At 55.7% G+C, this 20,850-nt stretch carries 24 protein-coding genes and 1 pseudogene; 10 read left to right on the forward strand and 15 right to left on the reverse strand.

Annotation, left to right across the window (positions count from 1 at the left end; translation table 11 throughout):
* Positions 1-7 precede the first annotated feature (7 nt).
* Both ACIPIZ_RS16130 and ACIPIZ_RS16135 read left to right on the forward strand, forming a co-directional pair.
* On the forward strand, positions 8-712 hold the full coding sequence (locus ACIPIZ_RS16130) for a methyl-accepting chemotaxis protein (protein WP_401166069.1): 705 nt from the start codon (positions 8-10) through the stop codon (positions 710-712).
* A gap of 110 nt (positions 713-822) precedes the next feature.
* Positions 823-1,266, forward strand: coding sequence for a hypothetical protein (locus tag ACIPIZ_RS16135; RefSeq protein WP_122853975.1), 444 nt, complete (start codon positions 823-825; stop codon positions 1,264-1,266).
* 267 nt (positions 1,267-1,533) lie between these two features.
* Here the strand turns inward: ACIPIZ_RS16135 and ACIPIZ_RS16140 are convergent, their stop codons facing one another.
* Together ACIPIZ_RS16140 and ACIPIZ_RS16145 are read right to left on the reverse strand one after the other, a co-directional pair.
* Positions 1,534-1,839 carry a PepSY domain-containing protein gene (locus tag ACIPIZ_RS16140; RefSeq protein WP_007917758.1) on the reverse strand — a complete coding sequence of 102 codons (306 nt, stop codon included), beginning with the start codon at positions 1,837-1,839 and terminating at the stop codon, positions 1,534-1,536.
* A gap of 161 nt (positions 1,840-2,000) precedes the next feature.
* The gene (locus tag ACIPIZ_RS16145; RefSeq protein WP_401166045.1) at positions 2,001-3,128 is read right to left on the reverse strand and encodes a glycerophosphodiester phosphodiesterase; all 1,128 of its coding nucleotides are present in this window, start codon (positions 3,126-3,128) and stop codon (positions 2,001-2,003) included.
* Between the two features lie 221 nt (positions 3,129-3,349).
* Between ACIPIZ_RS16145 and ACIPIZ_RS16150 the strand changes: the two genes are divergently transcribed.
* Positions 3,350-3,676, forward strand: a complete 327-nt coding sequence (locus ACIPIZ_RS16150) for a DUF2025 family protein (RefSeq protein WP_122853973.1) — start codon at positions 3,350-3,352, stop codon at positions 3,674-3,676.
* Positions 3,677-3,801: 125 nt separating this feature from the next.
* Here the strand turns inward: ACIPIZ_RS16150 and ACIPIZ_RS16155 are convergent, their stop codons facing one another.
* Together ACIPIZ_RS16155 and ACIPIZ_RS16160 are read right to left on the reverse strand one after the other, a co-directional pair.
* Positions 3,802-4,107 (reverse strand): antibiotic biosynthesis monooxygenase, encoded by a 306-nt coding sequence (locus ACIPIZ_RS16155; RefSeq protein ID WP_122853972.1) that lies wholly within the window; start codon positions 4,105-4,107, stop codon positions 3,802-3,804.
* The gene (locus ACIPIZ_RS16160; protein WP_401166047.1) at positions 4,107-4,811 is read right to left on the reverse strand and encodes a CTP synthase; all 705 of its coding nucleotides are present in this window, start codon (positions 4,809-4,811) and stop codon (positions 4,107-4,109) included. Before ACIPIZ_RS16160 ends, ACIPIZ_RS16155 begins: the two co-directional genes overlap by 1 nt.
* A 15-nt stretch (positions 4,812-4,826) precedes the next feature.
* Between ACIPIZ_RS16160 and ACIPIZ_RS16165 the strand changes: the two genes are divergently transcribed.
* Positions 4,827-5,768 carry a LysR family transcriptional regulator gene (locus ACIPIZ_RS16165; protein WP_122854104.1) on the forward strand — a complete coding sequence of 314 codons (942 nt, stop codon included), beginning with the start codon at positions 4,827-4,829 and terminating at the stop codon, positions 5,766-5,768.
* Here ACIPIZ_RS16165 and ACIPIZ_RS16170 read toward each other — a convergent pair whose 3' ends face one another.
* The 5 genes and pseudogenes from ACIPIZ_RS16170 to ACIPIZ_RS16190 all read right to left on the reverse strand — a co-directional run bounded on the left by ACIPIZ_RS16170 (position 5,769) and on the right by ACIPIZ_RS16190 (position 9,833).
* Positions 5,769-6,302, reverse strand: coding sequence for a DUF1003 domain-containing protein (locus ACIPIZ_RS16170; RefSeq protein WP_122662793.1), 534 nt, complete (start codon positions 6,300-6,302; stop codon positions 5,769-5,771).
* Positions 6,303-6,489: 187 nt separating this feature from the next.
* A complete protein-coding gene (locus tag ACIPIZ_RS16175) occupies positions 6,490-7,050 on the reverse strand; it encodes a methyl-accepting chemotaxis protein (RefSeq protein WP_371920157.1) in 561 nt (186 codons plus the stop codon).
* Positions 7,036-7,809: pseudogene (locus tag ACIPIZ_RS16180) on the reverse strand (PAS domain-containing protein); the annotation flags it as partial. The pseudogene ACIPIZ_RS16180 and the gene ACIPIZ_RS16175, both read right to left, overlap by 15 nt.
* A gap of 191 nt (positions 7,810-8,000) precedes the next feature.
* Complete coding sequence (locus ACIPIZ_RS16185) at positions 8,001-9,068, reverse strand: diguanylate cyclase (RefSeq protein ID WP_401166072.1); 1,068 nt, start codon at positions 9,066-9,068, stop codon at positions 8,001-8,003.
* Between the two features lie 156 nt (positions 9,069-9,224).
* Positions 9,225-9,833 carry a TetR/AcrR family transcriptional regulator gene (locus tag ACIPIZ_RS16190; protein ID WP_105706902.1) on the reverse strand — a complete coding sequence of 203 codons (609 nt, stop codon included), beginning with the start codon at positions 9,831-9,833 and terminating at the stop codon, positions 9,225-9,227.
* 216 nt (positions 9,834-10,049) lie between these two features.
* Between ACIPIZ_RS16190 and ACIPIZ_RS16195 the strand changes: the two genes are divergently transcribed.
* On the forward strand, positions 10,050-11,105 hold the full coding sequence (locus tag ACIPIZ_RS16195) for an MBL fold metallo-hydrolase (RefSeq protein WP_401166049.1): 1,056 nt from the start codon (positions 10,050-10,052) through the stop codon (positions 11,103-11,105).
* Between the two features lie 21 nt (positions 11,106-11,126).
* Here the strand turns inward: ACIPIZ_RS16195 and ACIPIZ_RS16200 are convergent, their stop codons facing one another.
* The 3 genes from ACIPIZ_RS16200 to ACIPIZ_RS16210 all read right to left on the reverse strand — a co-directional run bounded on the left by ACIPIZ_RS16200 (position 11,127) and on the right by ACIPIZ_RS16210 (position 12,597).
* Positions 11,127-11,342 carry an XRE family transcriptional regulator gene (locus ACIPIZ_RS16200; RefSeq protein ID WP_401166051.1) on the reverse strand — a complete coding sequence of 72 codons (216 nt, stop codon included), beginning with the start codon at positions 11,340-11,342 and terminating at the stop codon, positions 11,127-11,129.
* Positions 11,343-11,418: 76 nt separating this feature from the next.
* Positions 11,419-11,736, reverse strand: a complete 318-nt coding sequence (locus ACIPIZ_RS16205; RefSeq protein ID WP_401166053.1) for an XRE family transcriptional regulator — start codon at positions 11,734-11,736, stop codon at positions 11,419-11,421.
* A 93-nt stretch (positions 11,737-11,829) separates the two neighbouring features.
* Entirely contained in the window at positions 11,830-12,597 is a 768-nt protein-coding gene (locus ACIPIZ_RS16210) for a helix-turn-helix domain-containing protein (RefSeq protein ID WP_064387599.1), read from the reverse strand.
* 112 nt (positions 12,598-12,709) lie between these two features.
* On the opposite strand from ACIPIZ_RS16210, the gene ACIPIZ_RS16215 reads away from it, so the two are divergent.
* From ACIPIZ_RS16215 to ACIPIZ_RS16225, 3 genes are all read left to right on the forward strand, one after another.
* Positions 12,710-13,525, forward strand: a complete 816-nt coding sequence (locus ACIPIZ_RS16215) for a sulfite exporter TauE/SafE family protein (protein WP_401166055.1) — start codon at positions 12,710-12,712, stop codon at positions 13,523-13,525.
* 77 nt (positions 13,526-13,602) lie between these two features.
* A complete protein-coding gene (locus tag ACIPIZ_RS16220) occupies positions 13,603-14,322 on the forward strand; it encodes a DUF6933 domain-containing protein (protein WP_064387597.1) in 720 nt (239 codons plus the stop codon).
* An 85-nt stretch (positions 14,323-14,407) separates the two neighbouring features.
* Positions 14,408-15,556, forward strand: coding sequence for a hypothetical protein (locus ACIPIZ_RS16225; RefSeq protein WP_401166057.1), 1,149 nt, complete (start codon positions 14,408-14,410; stop codon positions 15,554-15,556).
* A gap of 3 nt (positions 15,557-15,559) precedes the next feature.
* Here the strand turns inward: ACIPIZ_RS16225 and ACIPIZ_RS16230 are convergent, their stop codons facing one another.
* Positions 15,560-16,546, reverse strand: coding sequence for a hypothetical protein (locus ACIPIZ_RS16230; RefSeq protein WP_401166059.1), 987 nt, complete (start codon positions 16,544-16,546; stop codon positions 15,560-15,562).
* 250 nt (positions 16,547-16,796) lie between these two features.
* The gene (locus ACIPIZ_RS16235) at positions 16,797-17,510 is read right to left on the reverse strand and encodes an HNH endonuclease (RefSeq protein WP_401166061.1); all 714 of its coding nucleotides are present in this window, start codon (positions 17,508-17,510) and stop codon (positions 16,797-16,799) included.
* A gap of 294 nt (positions 17,511-17,804) precedes the next feature.
* Here ACIPIZ_RS16235 and ACIPIZ_RS16240 point away from each other — a divergent pair, with 294 nt between their 5' ends.
* Together ACIPIZ_RS16240 and ACIPIZ_RS16245 are read left to right on the forward strand one after the other, a co-directional pair.
* Positions 17,805-19,190, forward strand: coding sequence for an ATP-binding protein (locus ACIPIZ_RS16240; RefSeq protein WP_401166063.1), 1,386 nt, complete (start codon positions 17,805-17,807; stop codon positions 19,188-19,190).
* 3 nt (positions 19,191-19,193) lie between these two features.
* Positions 19,194-19,955 carry an HNH endonuclease gene (locus ACIPIZ_RS16245; protein ID WP_401166065.1) on the forward strand — a complete coding sequence of 254 codons (762 nt, stop codon included), beginning with the start codon at positions 19,194-19,196 and terminating at the stop codon, positions 19,953-19,955.
* A gap of 95 nt (positions 19,956-20,050) precedes the next feature.
* Here the strand turns inward: ACIPIZ_RS16245 and ACIPIZ_RS16250 are convergent.
* Positions 20,051-20,850, reverse strand: an 800-nt coding sequence (locus ACIPIZ_RS16250; protein ID WP_401166067.1) for a ribonucleotide-diphosphate reductase subunit beta, incomplete at its 5' end; no start/stop codon positions are given.

Below are 20,850 nucleotides of genomic sequence, written 5' to 3' on the forward strand. Positions count from 1 at the left end.
GAACGAAATGTCCGCCACTGCCCAGGAAGTGGCGCGTCATGCCGCCGATGCCGCACGGGCGGCCGACGATGCCGACCAGTCCGCCCTACAAGGTGAGAAGGTCATGCAGAGCACCATCCACTCGATCACGCAGATGCGCGGCGAAATCGCCAACACCGCCACGGTGATTCGTCGTCTGGAAGCCGACAGCGGTCGTATCGGCAAAGTGCTGGAAGTGATTCGCGGCATTGCCGAACAGACCAACCTGCTGGCGCTCAACGCTGCGATCGAAGCGGCGCGCGCCGGCGAGGCCGGGCGTGGTTTTGCGGTGGTCGCCGATGAAGTGCGCAACCTCGCGCAGCGCACCGCCGAGTCGATCATCGAGATCAACCAGATCATTCAGAGCGTGCAGACCGGCGCGGTGGACGCGGCGCAAGCCATCGACAGCGGCCAGACGCGCAGCGATGAAAGCGTTGAGCAAGTGACTCAGGCCGGCGCGATGCTGGAGCGCATCACTCACGCGGTGGAGGCGATCCGCGACATGAACCGGCAGATCGCCACGGCTGCCGAAGAGCAGACGTCGGTTGCCGAAGACATTTCGCGCAACCTCACCGAGATCACCTCGATCGCCAGCACCAACCTCGACAATGTGCAGCGCACCGAAAGCGCCAGCCAGAACCTGCATGGCCTGTCCGGGCAACTGAACGAAGTCACTGCACGCCTGAGCGCCTGACGCTACTGACCGTGTACCGGTTCGGATACCGAGTCGGTACACAGTCGATCTCAAATTGAAGCTGCTGTGGTCGATGACCGGTTATCTATAATCGGCATTGGAGCCTTTCCATGGTCAGCATCACTTCTGTTTCGATCAATCAGACCGTCACCACACCTTCGAGCAAAACCGCGATCAGCGACGTCGGTGACGATACCTCGACCACGGCAGCCGCCAGCACTGGCGTGAAAGCGGACACCAGCAAAGTCGCTGCGGGCGGTGGTGCAGCGCCGACGGGTGACAGCGATTCCAGCAGTGAAGAATCGGATTCGGTGAAAGAACTGCGCAAGCAGATCGCCGAGCTGCAGAAGCAATTGCAGGAGGAGCAGCAAGCGTTGCAAGCGGCGCAGGCGAAGCAGGAAAATTCTGATGCGAAGGTCGCCGAAGTAGCCGCCGCACAAGCGCAGGTCACCGCTACCTCGGCGTCCCTGTCAACCGCTACCGCCTCGCTGTTGCAGGCGTTGCAGGACTCCGACTCGAGCACCTCGGGTTCGCTGGTCAGCACCTCGGCGTGATGCCCTTTCCCCTCTCCCAAGGGAGAGGGAACTGACCGTGGTGACTATTCGAGTTACGCCGACCTGAAATATCGAGGCGCATTCAGGTCTTGAGTAACCCCCGATCGGCTCCCTTTCCCCCTCGCCCCCTTGGGGGCGGTCCGACGTTTCGGGAGGGCTGGGGTGAGGGGGAGAAAATCTCACTGACAACACATCAACCAAGCCAAACACCAGACACAAAAAAGCCGCACGATCTTTCAATCGTGCGGCTTTTGGTAGTGCGTTCAATCAAGTGTCTTGCTTGTTGCTCAACACCTTGCCAGTGGTTGCATCAAAGTCCACATCGAACTCTTTGCCATCAGCCGTCTTCAGCTCAACTTCGTACTCATAACCATTGAAGTGGTTATCCAGATCCGTGTCAGTAATAGTCGCACCCGGATGCAGTTTCAGCGCTTCGGCGTTCATCGACTCCAGCGACTTGATCTTGCCCGACTTAACCAGTTCAGGAATCTGGTCAACGCGAACATCAGCCTGGGCCAGGCCAGCGGTAAGAGTCAGAGCAGCGGCGGTAAACAGGGCAGTCAAAGTTTTCATCGGTTCATTCCTTGGTTGATTCGTTTAAGTGGCCTCAGGTTAACCAGCGCAACTTAACTCACCCTTAAAACCCTGCACCCAAACAAAACGGGCAAGCCATGCACCGGCACAGAACCTGTGGGAGCGTAGCTTGCCCGCGATGAAGGCGCCTCGATTTCAGATCAGAAACCGTTGTTCTTCAACACCTGATCAACACTGGCCGATACCGGGCGTTTATAGAACTTCAACAGCTCGCTGGCGCGGTTGGTGAAGATACCGTCAACGCCTGCGGCCATGACTTTCTCGAAGTCCACTGGCTCGTCGACGGTGTAGACGTGGACCAGCATGCCCTGATCATGGGTGTATTTGTTCATCCACGGTTGCACCAGATCCGAATAGCTCTGATCGCCGTCATGGGTCAGCTTCGCCGAAGGGCCGGTGCCGATTGCACCCTGGGCCTTGGCGTAATCCACCCATTGCTTGAACTCAGCTTCGGACTTCGGCTCCTGCTTGCCGTAGAAAACGTTTTTGTCCTTCTCGCCGGACTCGGCAAAGGTCACCTTGGATTTCGGCTCGATGCTGCCGGCGCCCACCCACAGCAACAGGATCTTCGGCACTTGCGGCATTTCCTTTTGCAGCAGTTCGAGGCTGTTTTTCTCGAAGGTCTGCAGGATCACCTTGCCTTTGCCCTGACCCACGCCCAGCGCGCTTTTCGCCAGTTTCGAACCGGCCGGACTCAGCCAGCCGCGATCCTGCAGTTTTTCTTTCAGGTCATGTTCGATGCCCGGGAACAGTTGCGGCTCTTTGGTCTCGATGTACAGGCCCGGCTTGTGTTGTGGATTGGCCTGGGCGATGTCGATGATTTCATCGAGGGTGAGAATTTTCAGCCCAGCGTAGGACGGGCGGGCGCGGTCCGGGTATTTGGTGTTGAACCAACTGCCGGCGTCGAGGGTTTTCAGTTCGGCCATGGTGAAGGCCGTGGCCGGGCTGTCCTTGCGCTCAGGGAACTTGGTGGCGACGTCGGTGGTGCGTTGCAGGTTGTCGTCATGCAGGGCGAAGAGCACGCCGTCCTTGCTGCGCTGCAAATCCATTTCCAGATAATCGGCGCCCAGATCCCGGGCCAGTCGGTAGGACGCAGCGGTAGATTCCGGTGCATCGAAGGAAGCGCCACGGTGGGCGATCACCGCTGGGTGCGGAATACCGTGCGTTGCAGCGACTGCGTCGGGGTCCGTCTGAGTCGCGGCGTGCGCCTGACCGAGGCCAAGCAGCAGGCTCAGGACCAGAGCGCTTTTGGTGAAAGTGGCGGGCATGTTCGAGTTCCTTTCGCAGGGCATTTTCAAAGACGTACCTTTTAACAACTGAATCGATTGCGTGCTATCGCAGGACCGACATAAACGTATTAAAAGCGATTTTTCCTGCACTTTTGTGGCGCGGTTTGCAGTACGCTTGCCCACGGCAGACGCTCCGGCAGAGGGCGCGCCGCTCAGTTGCCCTGCGTGTAAACCATCGATCCTTTTTCGTGAGGTTTACCATGCGCATCACCTCCCAACTCATCTGCCAGGCAGCCGACGACCTCAAGGGTTTTGTCGGCCTCAATCGCAAGACCGGTCAGTACATCGTGCGTTTCAGCGAAGATTCGTTTGGCATGGACGTGGCCGATGACGGCATTATTCCTGTGAATGAATTCGTCTGGGCGCCGGCGACGGCGCAGACCATGACGCTTAAACGCGACTTGATTCAGTTGTTGCTGGATCAGCATATCGATGACCGGATCAACATCACCGAGCCGTTGCGCGTTTATATGAGCAAGGTTGAAGTGCCGGAGATTGTCGCGTTGCGCAGTCTGGTGCGTGGCTGAAGTTATGCTGTGAGGGTGAGGGCCTCTTCGCGAGCAGGCTCGCTCCCACATGGGAACCGTGGTGTTCACAAATCCCCTGTGGGAGCGAGCCTGCTCGCGAAAGCGGCCGTCAATGCGCCGCCATTTTATTGCCCGAACCGATACTCACGCTCAACCCGACACACTCGCGTATGAAACGCCGAATACCATTGCGAACGCCCACGCGCTTGAATCAGCTGATGCTCAGGATTCCGCCGCCACGCCAGAATCGCCGCTTCGCTGTCCCAATACGACACCGTAATCCCGACGCCATCGGCCCCTCGAACCGACTCCACCCCAAGAAACCCCGGCTGCTCACTGACCAACGCAGCCATGCGCTCGGCCGCCTCGGCATAGCCGTTGTCACCTTCGGTTCGGGTCGACGTAAAAATGACCGCAAAGCAATCAGCCATCAACGCGGCTCCATGCAAGCTTCGACAAACGCCCGCACCAGCGGCGGCATCTGCCCTTTGAGCGCGGCGCGTTCAGGCTGAAACAGTGTGGCGACAAAGAACCGGTGATCCTTGAGTTCAATCGCGCGTAAATCCCCTGACGAATCATGACCGACAGCATGTAGCCGATCGTTCAACAGTTGCTGTTCGAACAGCGGATTCACACCGAAGCGGCAGCGATAACCTTCACGAATTTGCGACGTTTCGTACGCCTTGGCGATCAACGAACCGGGCATCAGGTAAATGCTGTCCACCACTTCGACCAGCGAACACGTCAACGGCGTGAGTACCGCGCGTTCAGAGTCGGGCGATGTTTCACCGTGTACCGCATCCACCCAGCCCAGCACGTTGCGGGAAAATTCCAGCACCGCATGCTGAAAACCGCCGCAGGTGCCGAGGAAAGGGCGCTGCTGTTCGCGGGCAAAACGGATCGCCCACAGTGCGCCGTCTTCACTCTTGTAAGGGCTGGCGGGTACGCACCAGAAACCGTCGAACTCGCGGAGTGGCGTATCGCCGTGGATCTGCTCGGTAGGCAACCATTCGAATTGCACGGTCCGGTTGAGGTGTTCAGCGACCAGACCGAGGGCGACGGGAATGGCTTGATGTGCGGTGACCTGCGGGTCGTAATCGCCGATCAGGGCGATACGGATGGCGCTGTTTTCCATGGGGGTTCCCTGCGCTTGTTGATTGATCGCACTCACTATAGATTGGCGTTCACGCACTCAATATGGGCGTTTCCCCAAGTGATCAATGCAGCCACGCACTATCAACTCGACTACCCCGACCTGGCCCTGATTCTTGCCTTGGTGCGTGGCGGCTCTCTGGCTCGGGCTTCGCAGTTGTTGAAAGTCGATGTGTCGACGGTGTTTCGCGCCGTGCGCCGTCTCGAAGCTGCACTCGGCCAGCAACTGTTCGAAAAAAGCCGCGCCGGGTATCTGCCGACAACCCTCGCGCAGACGCTGGCCGAACAAGCCGAACGCGCTGAACAGGCATTGGAGGCGGCGCGGATCGGCGTGGAGCAGGGCGGCGAAGTGGTCAGCGGCACGGTGCGTCTGACCTGTACCGATTCGGTGCTGCAGAGTTTGCTGCTGCCGGCGCTGGCGCAGTTCATGCCCCAATACCCAGCGCTGACTATCGAACTGAGCACCTCCAACGATTTCGCCAACCTCAGTCGCCGCGATGCTGACATCGCCCTGCGCCTGACGCGGACACCGCCCGAGCATCTGGTCGGACGGCAACTGGCGAAGATTTCCTACCGGGTCTGTGCCAGTTCGCGTTATCTGCAGAACGTCGATACGGCGGATCTGGCCGCGCTGACCTGGATCGCCCCGGATGACTTTCTCCCCGATCACCCAACCATCGCCTGGCGTCGGCAACACCTGCCCGGTGTGACTCCGGGCTATCGCTGCAACAGCATGCTGTCGGTCACCGAACTGGTTCGCGCAGGCCTCGGCGTGGCGGCGTTACCGGACTTTCTGATCACCGACGGTTTGCAGGCATTAAGTGAACCGCTGCACGGTTACGACACCGCGCTGTGGCTGCTGACGCGCCCGGATTGCCGGGCGTTGCGCTCGGTGGTGACACTGTTCGATGAGTTGGGGCGGGCGCTGCGTTTATCGTGATCAGCGCTGCGGGTTCTGGCGCATGTGATCGTGCAACTCGCTGGTCAGGCTGGCGATTCGTTCAGTGAGGTTTTTGGTCATCTCGGTGAGGCGGGTGTTCTGCTCCAGCAGTTCAAGCAGTTGCGCGGTGTTCTTCGCCGCTTGGGCCTGACGCTCGGTATTGGCCTGTGCCAGCGCTTCACGGTGTTGCGCATCGGCATCGGCTTGCGCCTTGTCGCGGGCGGCCTGACGGGTTTGTGCGAGCAAAATCAGCGGCGCGGCGTAGGCCGATTGCAGGCTGAAGGCGAGGTTCAACAGGATGAACGGGTAGACGTCGAAGGTGGTCACGCCAAACACGTTCAGACTGACCCACAACAACACGATCAACGTCTGCGCGCCGAGAAACATCGGCGTGCCGAAGAACCGCGCAAACGCCTCGGCGCGCAGGGCGAAGGTGTCGTTGCCGAAGGTGGTGTTGAGGTGGGCGTGGGGGCGGTGGAAGCGCAGGTGATCGACGGGAGCGGATTCCGGTGTTGCGGGTTTTTCAGTGGTCATGGTGCACTCGGCAGGGCGTGGGACGTGTAGTCACTATAGCCCTGCGTTATGGCGACCGGCCCCTTCGCGAGCAAGCTCGCTCCCACAGGTATTCGGGGCGTTCACAAACATTGTGATCAACCTAACCCCTGTGGGAGCGAGCCTGCTCGCGAAGGCGACGACGCGGTCTAACTGCTTTGCACAAGGCTTAACCCGGCGCCCGCTCATTGGCAAACATGCTCACCGCATCCACCGCCTCACTGGCGCCATCGCGAATCTGCAGAATCACCGTCCCCGCCTGATTCGCCAACTCGACCCCTTCAGCCGCGCGACCCCGGGTGCCCTCCATGCTCTTGATGGCCTGCCGGGTCTCGTTCTGGATCAGGCTGATCATGCTGGAAATTTCTGCCGTCGAGCCGCTGGTACGCCCCGCGAGCAATCGCACCTCGTCGGCAACCACGGCAAATCCGCGCCCCTGTTCGCCGGCACGCGCGGCTTCAATCGCGGCATTGAGCGCCAACAAATTAGTCTGGTCGGCAATCGCGCGGATCGTGTTGACGATGGCGGTGATCTGCTCGGAGCGCTCACCCAATTGCGCAATCAACGTCGACGATTCGGCAATGTCCTCGGCGATTTCGCGCATTTCACTGGCGGCTTGCTGGATCACCTGCGTACCTTGCTCGGCGACTTTTCGCGTCGCCACCGAGATGTGATACGCCGCGCTGGCACTGCGTGCGTCCTGCTCGTGTTGCTCGACGCGGGCGGTCACGTCGGAGGCGAATTTCACCACTTTGCACAAGCGTCCGGCAGCGTCGTATACCGGGTTGTAGTTGGCTTCGAGCCACACCGTTTGCCCGCGTTTATCCACGCGTTCGAACTGACCCTGGAAAAGCTCTCCCTGGTTCAAGCGCCGCCAGAAATCCTCATAAGCATTGCTGTTGACCAGTGCCGGGGTGCAGAACAAACGGTGATGTTTGCCTTTCAGCTCGGCGAGGGTGTAACCCATGCGCGTCAGAAAATTCTGATTGGCCGTGAGAATACTGCCGTCGAGGTTGAATTCGATGACCGCCATTGCCCGGTCAATCGCCTGCAACTTGGCGTTGGCCTCACTTTCCTGCTGCACCTTGGCGGTCACGTCCATGGCGTACTTGACCACTTTCACCACACGGCCCGAGGCATCCTTGATCGGGTTGTAACTGGCTTCCAGCCAGATCGGCTGACCCTTGCCGTCGACCCGTTCAAACGTACCGGACTGAAACTGGCCGTTTTTCAGGCGAGACCACAAATCGGTGTACTGAGCACTACGGCCGAACTCTGGTGTGCAAAAGCGCCGATGCGGTTGGCCGATCGCTTGTTCGGCGGTGTAACCCATGGTCTTGAGAAAGTTGTCATTGGCGCGCAGCACCACGCCATCAAGGTCGAACTCGATCACCGCCATCGAGCGATTGATCGCGTCGAGCAGGCCGGCTTGTTCGGTGAGGGTGCGCTGAAGGTCGTCGACGACGGCTTTGTGGCGATTGAAGAACATGCTCGCAGTACTCTGGAAGAAGGGGAAGATCGAGGATTCAGTCCCTATTTCCGCGCTGGCAGACCGAATGCGCGGACGGCATTCGGCGGTGACTGCTCAATGCCAGCATTCCTTAACTGGCAGATGGCTACTTATACAAAACTTCATAAAGTTGTACAAGAAAGTAATTATTTGTAATTTTGTATAACTTTTTAGGCGCCGGCGTTGTCCGTCTCGGTACGGCTCAAGGCTACGTTGATAGTGTTGCGGCCCTTATGTTTGGCGGTGTACAGCGCTTTGTCGGCATCGTCCAGCCAGTCGAGGGCATCCTTGTACAAGAGCTGATACCGCGCCAGACCGATACTCAGACCCACTCGCAAGTCTGGCAACTGCGGATGACGATATTGCTGCAATGCCTGGCGCAATTGCTCCATCAGCGCTTCAGCCTTGTTCAGCGGCAGTGTCGGCAGGATCACACAGAACTCGTCACCGCCGTAGCGCCCGGCCAACTGGTGCTGATCGAGCAGGCGTTTGAGGTCGTGACTCAATTGCCACAGCACTGCATCGCCGACGATGTGCCCGAAGCTGTCGTTGATTGCCTTGAAGTGATCAATGTCGATCAACGCCAGGGTGGCTTGGCTGTTGTGTTGGCGGCACTGCTGAAATTTCAGGTGCAGCAGGTCTTTCCAGGCGCCGTGGTTGAGCAGGCCGGTGAGGCTGTCGGTACGGCTGAGGGCGCTCAGTGCGCGTTTGTGTTGGGAGAGTTTGATCGCCAGGCGATAACAGACCATGCCCAGCGCCAGCGGATACAAGGTGAGCATCGGCAGGCAGGCCCAGACTTGCTCCTGTGTCATCGTCAGGCTGAATTGGACACCAAAGATCATCCAGCCCAGCAATACGCCGGCGAGTTGGGCGAGGGCGCCGAACACGAACAACCGATAGCCACCGGCGGCGACATTGTTCATGGTCATCATCGACAGGATGGTCACGGTGGTCAGCGGACTGAACTGAAAACATGCCGCCCAGAATCCACCGCACAGCGAGTCATACACCAGGTTGCGGCGTTCAGCCTGATACGGGAACGCCGAGCGAGTAGAAATCTGATAAGCCAGATGTGGCCAGGCGAACCCGTTGAACAACAACAGCGCCCAAACCCAGCCGGGCATGTTCAGCGGATACAACGCAGCCCCGACGCTGAAAAAACCGATCCCCAGACCGATGGCCCGGGGAAGGTAAATGCGCCGGGCGAATGACAAGCCTTTGCCGCGTTGGTTTTCCATGATGCCCTGCGCGAAATTCATCCTGAAATACTTTGCAGTATTTTTTCAGGCAGACCGTCCGTCGGTCGATTGTCGGACATTGTCATTTATTCCAACGCGAATAATCAGTGTCCTTGCGAGCCATTTAATCGAGGACGTGTGCAGGAGAAAGGCGAGTTAGAGCTGATAACGCGCCAAAAACATCTCCAGCGCCGATTCGGCGACGGTGTGCTGCATATCGGCATCGAGCGCGGCGCGGCCCATCGACATTTGCGGCCAGAAGCCAAAAGTCTTCAGCAGCCCTTGCAACTGGTGCGCGGCAAACTCCGGATCGACCGGTTTCAAGCGGCCATCGGCCTGTGCGGCACGAATCCATACGGTCAGACCTTCCTCGCGCTCGCCCATGCGCTCGACCATGTTCTGCGCGCGCTCCGGCGAATGGATGGTGGCGGCAATCGCCACTCGTGCCAGGGTTAGAAAGTTCTCGTCGGCCATCAGTTGCACTTTGGCCTGGAGCATTTGCCGTAACTGCTCGCTCAGTGGCTGATCGCGGTTATAGGCGACCGTTTGCTCGGCGCTGATCCGTGTCCATAACTGGTTGAGAATTTCGGCGAACAGCTCTTCTTTGCTGGGGAAATGGTTATACACCGTGCGCTTGGATACACCGGCGGTAGCGGCAATTTTGTCCATGCTGGTGATCTCGAATCCGTGGGCACGGAATTCGACAATCGCCGCCTGGATAATGGCTTCGCGTTTACGGTCGGTGAGGCGCTGTGGAGCTGTCATAAGTACGCTTCGGCAGAGAAAAGATGAAATTACACTTGGCAGTTTACTTGTCATCCGCTTTGATGCAACCTAGAAACTACACCGGTCAGTGTAATGTTGCGTTAATCCTCGCAATCTAAAAACCAGACAGTTCGGCCTATGCGTGCAGCTTTGGCCATTTATCGTCCCACCGTGGAAAAACCGTGAATAGCGCGGTTTTTCTGGAGTCATTCAGTCATGGCCAATCCAGTTTCGATCCCGGATAACACATCCACGCCTGAAGCCTCGCGGCAGAATCAGGGGCTGTTTCGCAACCACGCACCTGTGCAACGCGAAGGCCTGCGCAAGATGCTGCGGATCATGTGGAACATGATTTTCCACAAACCGCGCAACACCCGGCCCGCAGCGCCGATCCCGGTGCAAGCATTGACCCGCGAAGAGCTGCTGGCAGCGCCCAACCACAGCGTCTATCGCCTCGGTCACTCGACCTTGTTGCTGAAACTGCGCGACAAATTCTTCATCACCGACCCGGTCTTCGCTGAGCGTGCTTCGCCAGTGCAATGGGCCGGGCCGAAACGTTTCCACCAGCCACCGATCAGCATCGATCAGTTGCCGCCGATCGAAGCGGTGATTCTGTCGCACAACCACTACGACCACCTCGATTACGCGGCGGTGCTCAAACTCGCGGCTAAGACCACTTACTTCCTGACCCCGCTGGGCGTTGGCGACACCCTGGTCAAATGGGGCATCGATGCCAGCAAGGTCCGCCAGTACGATTGGTGGCAGGGCGCCGAGATTGCCGGCATCCGTTTCGTCGCCACACCGTCTCAGCACTTTTCCGGCCGTGGACTGTTCGACGGCAACAGCTCCCTGTGGGCGTCCTGGGTGATGATCGACGGCGACACCCGAATCTTCTTCAGCGGTGACAGCGGCTACTTCGACGGCTTCAAACGCATCGGCGAACAGTACGGCCCGTTCGACCTGACCCTGATGGAAACCGGCGCCTACAACGTCGAATGGCCGCACGTACACATGCAGCCCGAAGAAACCCTGCAAGCGCACATCGACCTCAAAGGCCGCTGGCTCTTCCCGATCCACAACGGCACCTTCGACCTGGCGATGCACGCCTGGCACGAACCATTTGACCGGATTCTGGCACTGGCGTGGGAACGCAGTATTTCCATTACCACGCCGCAAATGGGTGAGGCGTTTAACATCGCTCAACCGCAACGCAGGGAGGCGTGGTGGTTGGCGGTTGAAGGGGAGAGTGAGGGTTTGGTGCAGAACGCCTGATCAGATGAAGACGGTTCGCGCCTAAGGGGGCGAACCGGTTGCTCCAGAAACAATCCCTGAAATCTTACGGCTGTAATCAGCCATAGTAGTAACCGACACTTCTCGAAATTTTCCACGAAGTAATTGCTGCAGGTTCTCCAGAGGTATTCCCAGTCTTTGTGCGGCTTCAGATTCGCTTATGTCGGTGGACTCGATGAGCGAGATCAATTTGGTCGCGTACTCGGACTTGAGCAGCATCTAGCCTGCATGCTCAAGCTCTAAATCTTGATAAACATTGCCTGTGCTTTCTTCGATCTCGCTCATGTTTTTATCCTTACTCAGCCATCGCAAAATCCCCACGCCCCATAGCATCCGCCGACACGCCCTGAACACTCGCACTACGCCCCGGCGCAAACCCGGGAAAAAACACCAGCCCCTGCGCCTCAAACCGGTAAGCCAGCGCCAGTCGCGCCGCATCCGCGACATCCTGCTGCGCTTCAAACCGATGAATGTCTTCAACCGAAACCTCAGCCTCCCGCGATAGCTGTTCCACGCTCCAGCCCAGCATCGCTCGGGCCTGGACGCAGTGCGTCGGGGTGAACTGGAAAAGGGCAATGCGTTCGAGGATGTGGTTCATCGCAAGAGAGGCCATGGTGTGCTCCGGGCTCAAGAGTGCTGATTGAAAATGTACTGTGTTTTTGTACAGTTGTTTTCGGCCGGGATCAAACGCAATTTTCGATTTGCCCTAGTTCGACGCCTGCAACCAGACGGACGGTGCCTGCCCGAGGATCCGCCGGAACATCGTCGAGAACGCCGCCGGGCTCTCATAACCGAAGTCCAGCGCGATGCGTGTCACGGCTTGACCCGAGGCCAAGCGTGGCAGCGCCAGAACCACGCAAGCCTGCTGACGCCATTGGCTGAAACTCAACCCGGTTTGTTGGCGAAACAGTCTGTTGAAGGTGCGCAAGCTTATGTGTAATTGGTCAGCCCACTGCTGTGGCGCTTGGTGGGCGTACGGTTGATGCAGAAAGTTCTGACACAGAGACAGGAGCTTTCCGTCGGTTGGTAGCGGGATGTGCAACGGCAGCGGCGCACTGCGCGTCAGTTCATGCAGCAACAGATCGATCAACACGCCGTCGCGTCCGCCCAAGTCATAGGTCAGCGGTAACTCCACCGCCTCCATCAGCAAATGCCGCATCAGCGGCGACACACTGATCACCTGGCAGCGCTCCCCCAAATCCACTGCACCGGGTTCGATGTACAAGCTGCGCGTGCTGACCCCAAGCATCAACACCTCGTGCGCCACCCCCGGCGGAATCCATACCGCGCGCTGCGGCGGCACCACCCAATTGCCGTCATGGGTGCTGACCTGCATCACCCCGGTCGCGCCGTACAACAACTGCGCCCGCCGATGCGTGTGAAAAGGCAGCAAGTGACCGTGGGAATAATCCGTACCGATCGCTACCACCGCACGCGGGGTGTCATCCAGCAGATTGATCGAAACATTGCGCATCAGGCGTTTCCCAGTGGTTGGCGTAAACGCAAACATTATTGGCTGACTTGCTGAAGCAGGCCAAGCGCTGCCGCTCTATCGTCGAGCGCTCTCCCTACACGGACGCCTCGACATGTTCTATTTACTGCTGACCCTCTTCGGTTGCCTGACCGGCATTACCGCCGTGCTGTTCGGCTTCGGCGGCGGTTTTGTCGTAGTGCCGCTGCTGTATCGCCTGCTCACCGCCAGCCACGGCGCCGATGACCCGATCGGCCAATCGGCAATGCATATCGCCGTCGCCACTTCGACCTGCGTGATGATCGTCAACGCCCTGATCGCCACCGACAAACACCGCCGCGCCGGCAATCTCATCCGCCATTACCTGTGGCCATTGGGTGGATTTATTGCAGTCGGCTCAGTGATCGGTGCGATAGCGGCGGTGTGGGTCAGCGGCGACGTGATTCGCTATGCGTTCATCGGCTACCTCGGCGTGACCATCGTCGACTGCCTGCTGCGACGCGGCTTTCTCACGCAAAACTCAGACGTCATCCCACGCCGACTTGGCGCTACGGAAATTTCCGCAGGCGGTGTAGGCATCGGCGCCATCGCGACGTTTCTCGGTGTAGGAGGCAGCGTCATGACCGTGCCGTTATTGCGCCGTTGTGGATTGAGCATGTCGCAAGCGACGTCCATGGCCAATCCGTTGAGTGTGCCGGTGGCAGTGGCTGGGACGCTGACGTACATGGCGCTGGCCGGGTTCAGTCAGGCTGACTTGGGCGCGTGGTTTGTCGGGTATGTGGATCTGCTGGCGTTTGCGGTGCTGACGGTTGGCTCGCTCATCGGGATTCGATTGGCCGCGCCATGGATTGGACGAATCCCGGATCGGGTGCATGCCTGGGTCTATATCGGGTTGCTGATTACTGTGCTGCTGTGCATTTCGCTCAAATGAACCATTGCCAGGCTACAGCGGAAGAAATCAAAATCGGTAACTGAGCGCCGTCCTCCAGCAACTACCAGAGAACCCGGATGTTGATCTTCAATTGCACCGAAGCCGCCAGCAAATTCTTCAGCCGTGTTCACAAGGGCAAAAAGATCACGCCGGTGGATGCTAAACCGCCGTCCGCAATCATTGAAGATGATGAGCTGAGCGGCGCTGACGAGCAGTGGCTGGTGCACGCGATAACGGTACAACGCAAGCACGTGCTGCTGGCCATTCACATAAAAACCCGCTATTGCCTGATTTTCGCTGATGCGAAAAAGGCTGACACAGAAGACTTTGTTGATCGATTCGTGGATCGTTGGGTCAAGGGGATAGTGATCAACGCCCATCATCATGGCCTCGGGCAGTGGCTTAACCCTGAGTTGATGTTGGCGCGGCTGAAACAAACTTGTGAGCATCAACGGTTCTATCGACGTAGCCATCGCAGCGCGCAAAAACACATTGATGAGATTGCATGGAACTTCCAGGACAAGGTCGCCCATACGGGGACTTTGCCACCGGATGAAGTTACTGCGATGGTATTCGACGAGCAAATGAATGACACGCCCAGGAACAGCAAGGGCGCCAAGTCTTACTACTTTCCGGATGAGGAAATGGCGCTTCACTGGCTGCGTCATTACTGCTTTCTTGATGACGTCCAGCTTCATGCTGCCAAGGAACGTCGCCAACAAATGGCTCGGGAAATTGCGGCACTTGAGCACGAAGCCTGGCTTAAAAAGTACGAGCAAGAAAACTCGAATAGTTAAGCGGCGCCGGCCATAATCCGCAGCGTATTTTTAGCGCCGGCGCCTATGTGCCGACGCGTTCTCCGACTCCTTCAAGGATTGATTCATGCTCAAGGGACTGATGCGCCTGGCGCCATATGCCGCGGCGCTGTTCACACTGATTTCCACTGCCCATGCCGAAGATGGGCGTCGCGTATTCACCGGCACATTGGGCAAGACGGCGATTGTTGTCGAACTCAACACCACACAGCAGGACGAGGTCACCGGCCGCTATTTCTACGAGAAATATCATCGTGACCTGCCTCTCAGCGGCGCATTGCAGGACAGCACACTGACACTGACCGAGGGCAACAATCGTTACGGTGATGAGAAGCCTCTGCCGACGCTGAAACTGAAACCCACTGCTGATGGCTGGCAGGGCGAGTGGCAAAGTCCGCAGGGCAAGAAGTTGTCGGTGAACTTGGCCGAAGCCAAACTTCCAGCGCCGACATCAACGACTTTGCCTTTCATTGCCACACTGCCGAAGAGCGAACCCTACGAGTATTTGCGTTTACAGGGACTCAAGCTCAAGCCCGCGAAAACAGAAAACTTCATGGGTTATAACCTGCAGTGGTGGGTCGAACCGGAATCGAAAATTTCGTTGTTCAGCGTCGCGTCCGGCTACCCGGCGCAAGATCAACTACGCATCAATCAGCTATTGCTTGAGCGACTTTGGCGAGAGGTCATCAGCTACCACGCCTGCATGCTGCAAGGTGGCGAAAATGCCGAGCAGTATCAGAGTGTCGCGCCCACGTTCCTGTCGCCGGACGTGGTCAGTCTGAACATCAATACCGGGTATGACTGTGGTGGCGCGCACCCCGATGTCAGTAACTCCCCCGTCAACCTCAATGTTCACACTGGCCAAGACATGAAGCTGCAAGACGTGTTGTTGGTTGGCGAGCGCGAGAATACTTCGACTGGAGTAAGCGCCAGCAATCAGAGCGATGTGTTGGCGCCGTGGCTGATCAAACAATTCACAACGCTGTATCCCAACGAAATGAAAAAACCAGCCGATGGTGATGAGGACAGCTGCGATTACACCGATGAAAATGTCTGGAGCGTTTTGAATTGGCACTTCACTGCCAAGGGCATTTACCTGGGACCGTACTTCCCGCGCGTACAACGTGGTTGCGATGAACCAGAGTGGTCGATCCTGCCGTACTCCCTCGTCAAACAACACCCCGGCGCCGTCAAACTGCAACTGCCCCAGGGCTAACCGTTACTCCAAACCCGGCGCTTCACGAATAATGAAGTGATCCAGGTTCTCGATATTGGCATTGAAGACCTCGAAAGGCTTTTCGGGGTTCTTCTTGCCGGGCACCTGCTTCAACTCCGGCGTCACCCCATAGAAGAAACAGAACAACGCCTTGTCGCTATCCACCGCGTGCTTGATCTCTTCCAGAAACGCCTTGCGCTTGCGGTAGTTGTCGATCAGCTTCTTGTTCAGATAAACACTGACCGGATACGGCTTCTTCTTACTGTCCTCGGGCTTCTTGAACCAGACCTTGTCCTCGAAATCAATACGAAAACTGGCACTGTGGAAGTCCTCGATCTTCTTGATCCGCCCCCAGTAAATCAGCCCCTTGTTGTCCGTCAGATACTCGATCTTCTTGAAGAACGAACTGTACGGCGCCGTATGCTCACCAACCTTCAACGGCATCCGCTTGAGCAACTCCTTGTCCGCGAAGTTGGAAACAAAACACTCCACCGGATGCGCAAACACACTGGTCTTGTCCGGCGCCGACTCACGATTCGCCGACTCTTTCCCACCGTCCGCCGCCACCCGCACCGGATCATCGCGCAACACATCCGCTTCTACCGCTGGCGCGACAGGCTTGCGCACATACTCACGGCGGGTCAGCAACAACTCCGACGGGAAATGCTCCTCACGACCGTCATCCGCCTCACCATCCGCCGTCTCAACGCCAGACGCTGAAGCCTTTAGACTCACATACGGACAACCCGCCACATGCTGCGTAGTGGGCAGATTCTTGAAGTGCGGCGTGCGCACGTAATTCACGTTCTTGGCGTTGAACGTGCCCAACTCATTGGAAGCCTCGAACGCCGAACGACAAGCATCGTTGGGGCACTGGAAGTGTTCCTTCGCAGAGTCGAAGGCAACCGTCTCATCGAAATTGAGATCGCGAACATCATAGATCGACAACTTGTCGTCGAGGCTGAGGCAGTAGGCGAGATCGAATTTCATGGTGGGGCTCGGGTCCTTGAGTGGGGGAGGGGTATTAATAGCGGGAGGCGGGGCGGGTTGCACTGATTGTTTTCAGGATGATGCTGGATCTGTGGGAGCTAGCCTGCTGGGGATTCTTGGCATCAATCAGATTTCAATACTCACACCGCAATTGCAGGACACGCATCACCCTGTGGAGAAGGAGCTTGCTCCCGCTTGGCTGCAGAGTAGTCCCAAGAACAGCAAATACGGTTAGTCAGATAAACCGCGATTATTCCTTTTCGAGTCTTCCAACGTTGTCATACAGCCATGCAGTGAAAGTCTCTCTGTCGTCCGAATGGTGGCAACGTTGGTGACAGTTAGGACACAACGCCACAACATTCGTCTCAAGGTCCGAACCCTTTTGCGACATGTGCTTGACGTGATGCACTTCTAAAAACGGTTTCCCATCCTTTTCAAATGGCGCTGCTTTGCCACAACCTTCGCACTTTCCATTGGCTTGCTGACGAACCCAACCCCTCAATTCAGGATCGCGAAAGTAAACCTTTCTAGTGGAAGTCGTTTGGATTGGTGTTTTTATCCCTTTGGGGACGTAATCAAATTGCTTTCGCTCAAATTTAGCCGCGCGTTGCTCGAGCAATGCTTCGTCCGCCGTTGGATCAGAATCTTCAAGTGTCAGAACAGTAGAAGCATCAAGTGCCTTACGGATGCTGCGCGCTACATTCGCGCCAACATTCTTGGCAGGTTTGTAGCCTTCAATACGCGTTCGACCCATTTCTACCAGCACGGTAGAGATGTTCTGCATCCGAAACTCGACCGAGCCTTTAGTCCGACCGGCTAAAGGGCCTTCACGCAAGATTCGATTTTCCTCAGTCTTGACGAATTTCTGGCCGCTCTGCTCGCGTGCCAGCATTTTGAGATAGGCGTCGACCGCCGCCTGAATCTCTACGTCACTCCAATCGCTATTACTTTTTTCCGTGTCCATACAATCGCCGAGGGTTGAAAACCCTCGGACGATACTGAGTGGCCATCACTGGTGTCTACGAAAATTCCTACAGAAAATTGCGATTGGTCAGACGCTAGCTCGGGAAATTACGATACTTGAATCCAGTGCAGGGGTGGTTTCGTTAAACCGGTCAGAATAAACGGTGATCTCAATGAGCCATTGTGCGGACGATTTGTATTGCTTATTGTATCTGGGGTCCTTACGTGAAAAATCCCTTTAAAAAGGGTTCTTAAAGGCACTGGTAACTGTATGACGTAAAACAGGGAGAGTATTGTGTCCATTCTGAAAACGCTGCGCTTGCCGCAGTCCGAGACGGTGTCGATCGATTTGAATTGGAGTGGTGGTGATGAGAATGTTCTAACTTTCCTGCTTGGGGCAAATGGCACAGGGAAAAGTAGAGTTCTTAGATCTGTTTTGAATACATCAATTGAACTAGTGAGTGGTGAGCCAGAAACTAAAAATGTGGAAAGAGTTAATTTTAGGTGCGTTCCATCAAAAGTCTTAGCTATATCTGCTACAACGAACGACCGATTTCCAGCAAAGAGCGGTTTCAATGAAAAAAATATCGGAAAATTTGGAGCGGATGCTTACGAATATATAGGGCCTAGAACTTCTCGGAATTTGATTAGCAGGCGTAGTGGTTTTGAAGTGTTTGTGCGTTCGGTACTTCGGAAAAAAGAACTAAGTAAGGTTCAGGCTGATTTCATAAATAGGTTGTCAAATAAGACTTCGGTTTCAACACGTATAAAAGTTTCAATTGGCTTGCCTCCAACTTCGCCAGGAAGTAGATCTAAAGCCCCACTTGAGTTGCGGGCTGATTCTTACGTTCAGAGCTTGCTTAGTAGTGAATTCAATGGCGATTTTGTTGGAGTCAGTGATTATCAAAAGGCATTAAGGCTTAGATCTTTTGTTAATGAGCTTTCGTTGCGGGTGGGGAATTCTACACGCAAGCGGGACCTGTATACAATATTCATTGATTTGCGCGAGGGATTAAGTGTAGACGCGTCCGAGGGGGTTGATGTAGATGTTGTAGAGTTAGGGCTTCGATTAGGTTTTTTAAGGATTGTAGATATCACATTTCAAGGCAGTGGACGGCAGCGAGATAGAATGGCGCCTGATGATTTCAGCGCAGGCCAGTGGGGATTGTTTTCTTCACTGGCTACATTGTCATTAAGTGCAGAGGATGGATCGTTAATTTTAATTGATGAGCCGGAAACTGGGCTGCATCCCGCTTGGCAAAGAGAGTTCATTGATGACTTAATTGAAGCGTTAGGAGGGCGGAGGCGATGCCATGTTTTGCTGGCAACGCATTCGTCGATGATTGTAGGGGGAAGCAGGTTTGGCAGTGAAGTAGTTGTTCTTCGAGCCGATAATGAAAAAGGCAATTCGATGGAGTTTGCACAATCTCCACTAGGATGGTCCGCGAATGACCTTTTGGAAGATGTTTTCGAACTAGACTCATCTAGATCGCCTGAAATTGAGTTGTTAGTAAGTGAAGCTTTAGATTTGATCTCTTTAGGTTTGGATGATGGTGGTGAACGACTAAAGAGAGTGTCGGATAAGTTGGATGTTTTTTTGCGTACGTTACCACTTGAAGATGAACTTAGAACGGTTATTAGTACAGTTGGAAGGCTGGCTCGCCAGAATGTGGAGGGATAAGGCATGTATGGTTTTAGTCAATTGCCTGTAAGCTTCTGGGCCGATGAACATCTAAGTTTAATAAAGCGCTATTTCAAAGGGCAGCATTCTGATTGGAGTAAAGCTAGCCTTAAATCTGTTCGTGATTCGGTTCGAGCAGAGTTGCTTGAGAAACAACTATTGTTGTGTGCTTATTGTCGGAGGGAAATGTCTCCTGAAATTGGCCGAAATGAAATTGATCATGTTCTGCCCAAGGCGACGGCTGGTTTTGAACGGTTTACTTACGAAAAAGCAAATCTGGTGGTCGCTTGTAAGTCCTGTAATTGGCATAAGCGAGAACATAATTCGTTGGTTGCGAGTTTTTCAGTTGGAGTGTCCTATCCGTTAGCGGTAGATGATTATGTTTGGGTTCACCCTTATGTTCATAAATATGAGGACCATATTAGAATTGAGGATGGGGTTGCATTTGTAGCTATTGGCAATGATGCAGCTAAAAAGCGCGCTCTTGCTGTGATCGGTGTTTGTAAGTTAACAAGAATTGCCGTTGTAGAGCGGCGAGTTAGGCTTGCGAGGTTGCGTAGAGGTAGCACTGTTTGTGATGTGGTATTTTTCGCGGTCGCTGTGAATCCAACGGCGACTAATGCAGAAGTTGCTAGGTTAATTAAACGTCATAATTATAGTTTTTCGAAGTATTCACACGATCAGTTGTCTGATGTCGTGAGGCAGTTTCGCGATACTACACAAGGGATGGAGGCTCGTCTTAGTAGCTTGTTGAATTTGAAATAAAAAACCGCTCTGTTTGAGCAGAGCGGTTTTTCGGGTTTAGGAGGTTTACATCTCAAACTGAGATTTAGCTTTGTTGGGTTTTTTTAGGCTCCGACTCAATCCCAGCTCAACGCACCACCAGTTTGGTATTCGATCACACGAGTCTCAAAGAAATTCTTCTCTTTCTTCAAGTCCATAATCTCGCTCATCCAAGGGAACGGGTTAGTCGTCCCTGGATACTCTTCTTTCAAACCAATCTGCGACAAACGACGGTTAGCGATGAACTTCAGGTAGTCCTCCATCATCGCCGCATTCATACCCAACACCCCACGAGGCATGGTGTCACGTGCGTATTCGATCTCCAGCTGCGTACCCTGCAGAATCATCTGGGTCGCTTCTTCCTTCATTTCGGCATCCCACAGGTGTGGGTTTTCGATTTTGATCTGGTTGATCACGTCGATGCCGAAGTTCAGGTGCATGGATTCGTCGCGCAGGATGTATTGGAACTGCTCGGCGACGCCGGTCATTTTGTTGCGGCGGCCCATGGAGAGGATTTGGGTGAAGCCGCAGTAGAAGAAGATGCCTTCCAGAACGCAGTAGTAGGCGATCAGGTTGCGCAGCAGTTCTTTGTCGGTGTCCGGGGTGCCGGTTTCGAACTTCGGATCGGAGATCGAACGGGTGTACTTCAGGCCCCAGGCTGCTTTTTTAGCGACCGATGGGATCTCGTGGTACATGTTGAAGATTTCGCCTTCATCCATGGCCAGCGATTCGATGCAGTACTGGTAGGCGTGGGTGTGGATCGCTTCTTCGAAAGCCTGGCGCAGGATGTACTGGCGGCATTCCGGGTTGGTGATCAGGCGGTACACGGCCAGTCGCAGGTTGTTGGAAACCTGGGAGTCGGCGGTGGAGAAGAAGC

It is taken from the genome of Pseudomonas sp. NPDC087690, from assembly GCF_044743175.1.
Lineage (GTDB): Bacteria > Pseudomonadota > Gammaproteobacteria > Pseudomonadales > Pseudomonadaceae > Aquipseudomonas.

What these genes read in the sequence shown, in the direction of transcription:
- ACIPIZ_RS16190 (WP_105706902.1), bottom strand. Translation starts at nt 9,833, where the DNA reads ATGACAGCTCCACAGCGCCTCACCGACCGTAAACGCGAAGCCATTATC.
- ACIPIZ_RS16220 (WP_064387597.1), top strand. Translation starts at nt 13,603, where the DNA reads ATGTTGATCTTCAATTGCACCGAAGCCGCCAGCAAATTCTTCAGCCGT.
- ACIPIZ_RS16230 (WP_401166059.1), bottom strand. Translation starts at nt 16,546, where the DNA reads ATGAAATTCGATCTCGCCTACTGCCTCAGCCTCGACGACAAGTTGTCG.
- ACIPIZ_RS16245 (WP_401166065.1), top strand. Translation starts at nt 19,194, where the DNA reads ATGTATGGTTTTAGTCAATTGCCTGTAAGCTTCTGGGCCGATGAACAT.
- ACIPIZ_RS16155 (WP_122853972.1), bottom strand. Translation starts at nt 4,107, where the DNA reads ATGGCTGATTGCTTTGCGGTCATTTTTACGTCGACCCGAACCGAAGGT.
- ACIPIZ_RS16210 (WP_064387599.1), bottom strand. Translation starts at nt 12,597, where the DNA reads ATGCGCAATGTTTCGATCAATCTGCTGGATGACACCCCGCGTGCGGTG.
- ACIPIZ_RS16185 (WP_401166072.1), bottom strand. Translation starts at nt 9,068, where the DNA reads ATGGAAAACCAACGCGGCAAAGGCTTGTCATTCGCCCGGCGCATTTAC.
- ACIPIZ_RS16235 (WP_401166061.1), bottom strand. Translation starts at nt 17,510, where the DNA reads ATGGACACGGAAAAAAGTAATAGCGATTGGAGTGACGTAGAGATTCAG.
- ACIPIZ_RS16225 (WP_401166057.1), top strand. Translation starts at nt 14,408, where the DNA reads ATGCTCAAGGGACTGATGCGCCTGGCGCCATATGCCGCGGCGCTGTTC.
- ACIPIZ_RS16160 (WP_401166047.1), bottom strand. Translation starts at nt 4,811, where the DNA reads ATGGAAAACAGCGCCATCCGTATCGCCCTGATCGGCGATTACGACCCG.
- ACIPIZ_RS16205 (WP_401166053.1), bottom strand. Translation starts at nt 11,736, where the DNA reads ATGGCCTCTCTTGCGATGAACCACATCCTCGAACGCATTGCCCTTTTC.
- ACIPIZ_RS16195 (WP_401166049.1), top strand. Translation starts at nt 10,050, where the DNA reads ATGGCCAATCCAGTTTCGATCCCGGATAACACATCCACGCCTGAAGCC.
- ACIPIZ_RS16150 (WP_122853973.1), top strand. Translation starts at nt 3,350, where the DNA reads ATGCGCATCACCTCCCAACTCATCTGCCAGGCAGCCGACGACCTCAAG.
- ACIPIZ_RS16130 (WP_401166069.1), top strand. Translation starts at nt 8, where the DNA reads ATGTCCGCCACTGCCCAGGAAGTGGCGCGTCATGCCGCCGATGCCGCA.
- ACIPIZ_RS16145 (WP_401166045.1), bottom strand. Translation starts at nt 3,128, where the DNA reads ATGCCCGCCACTTTCACCAAAAGCGCTCTGGTCCTGAGCCTGCTGCTT.
- ACIPIZ_RS16170 (WP_122662793.1), bottom strand. Translation starts at nt 6,302, where the DNA reads ATGACCACTGAAAAACCCGCAACACCGGAATCCGCTCCCGTCGATCAC.
- ACIPIZ_RS16140 (WP_007917758.1), bottom strand. Translation starts at nt 1,839, where the DNA reads ATGAAAACTTTGACTGCCCTGTTTACCGCCGCTGCTCTGACTCTTACC.
- ACIPIZ_RS16135 (WP_122853975.1), top strand. Translation starts at nt 823, where the DNA reads ATGGTCAGCATCACTTCTGTTTCGATCAATCAGACCGTCACCACACCT.
- ACIPIZ_RS16200 (WP_401166051.1), bottom strand. Translation starts at nt 11,342, where the DNA reads ATGCTGCTCAAGTCCGAGTACGCGACCAAATTGATCTCGCTCATCGAG.
- ACIPIZ_RS16215 (WP_401166055.1), top strand. Translation starts at nt 12,710, where the DNA reads ATGTTCTATTTACTGCTGACCCTCTTCGGTTGCCTGACCGGCATTACC.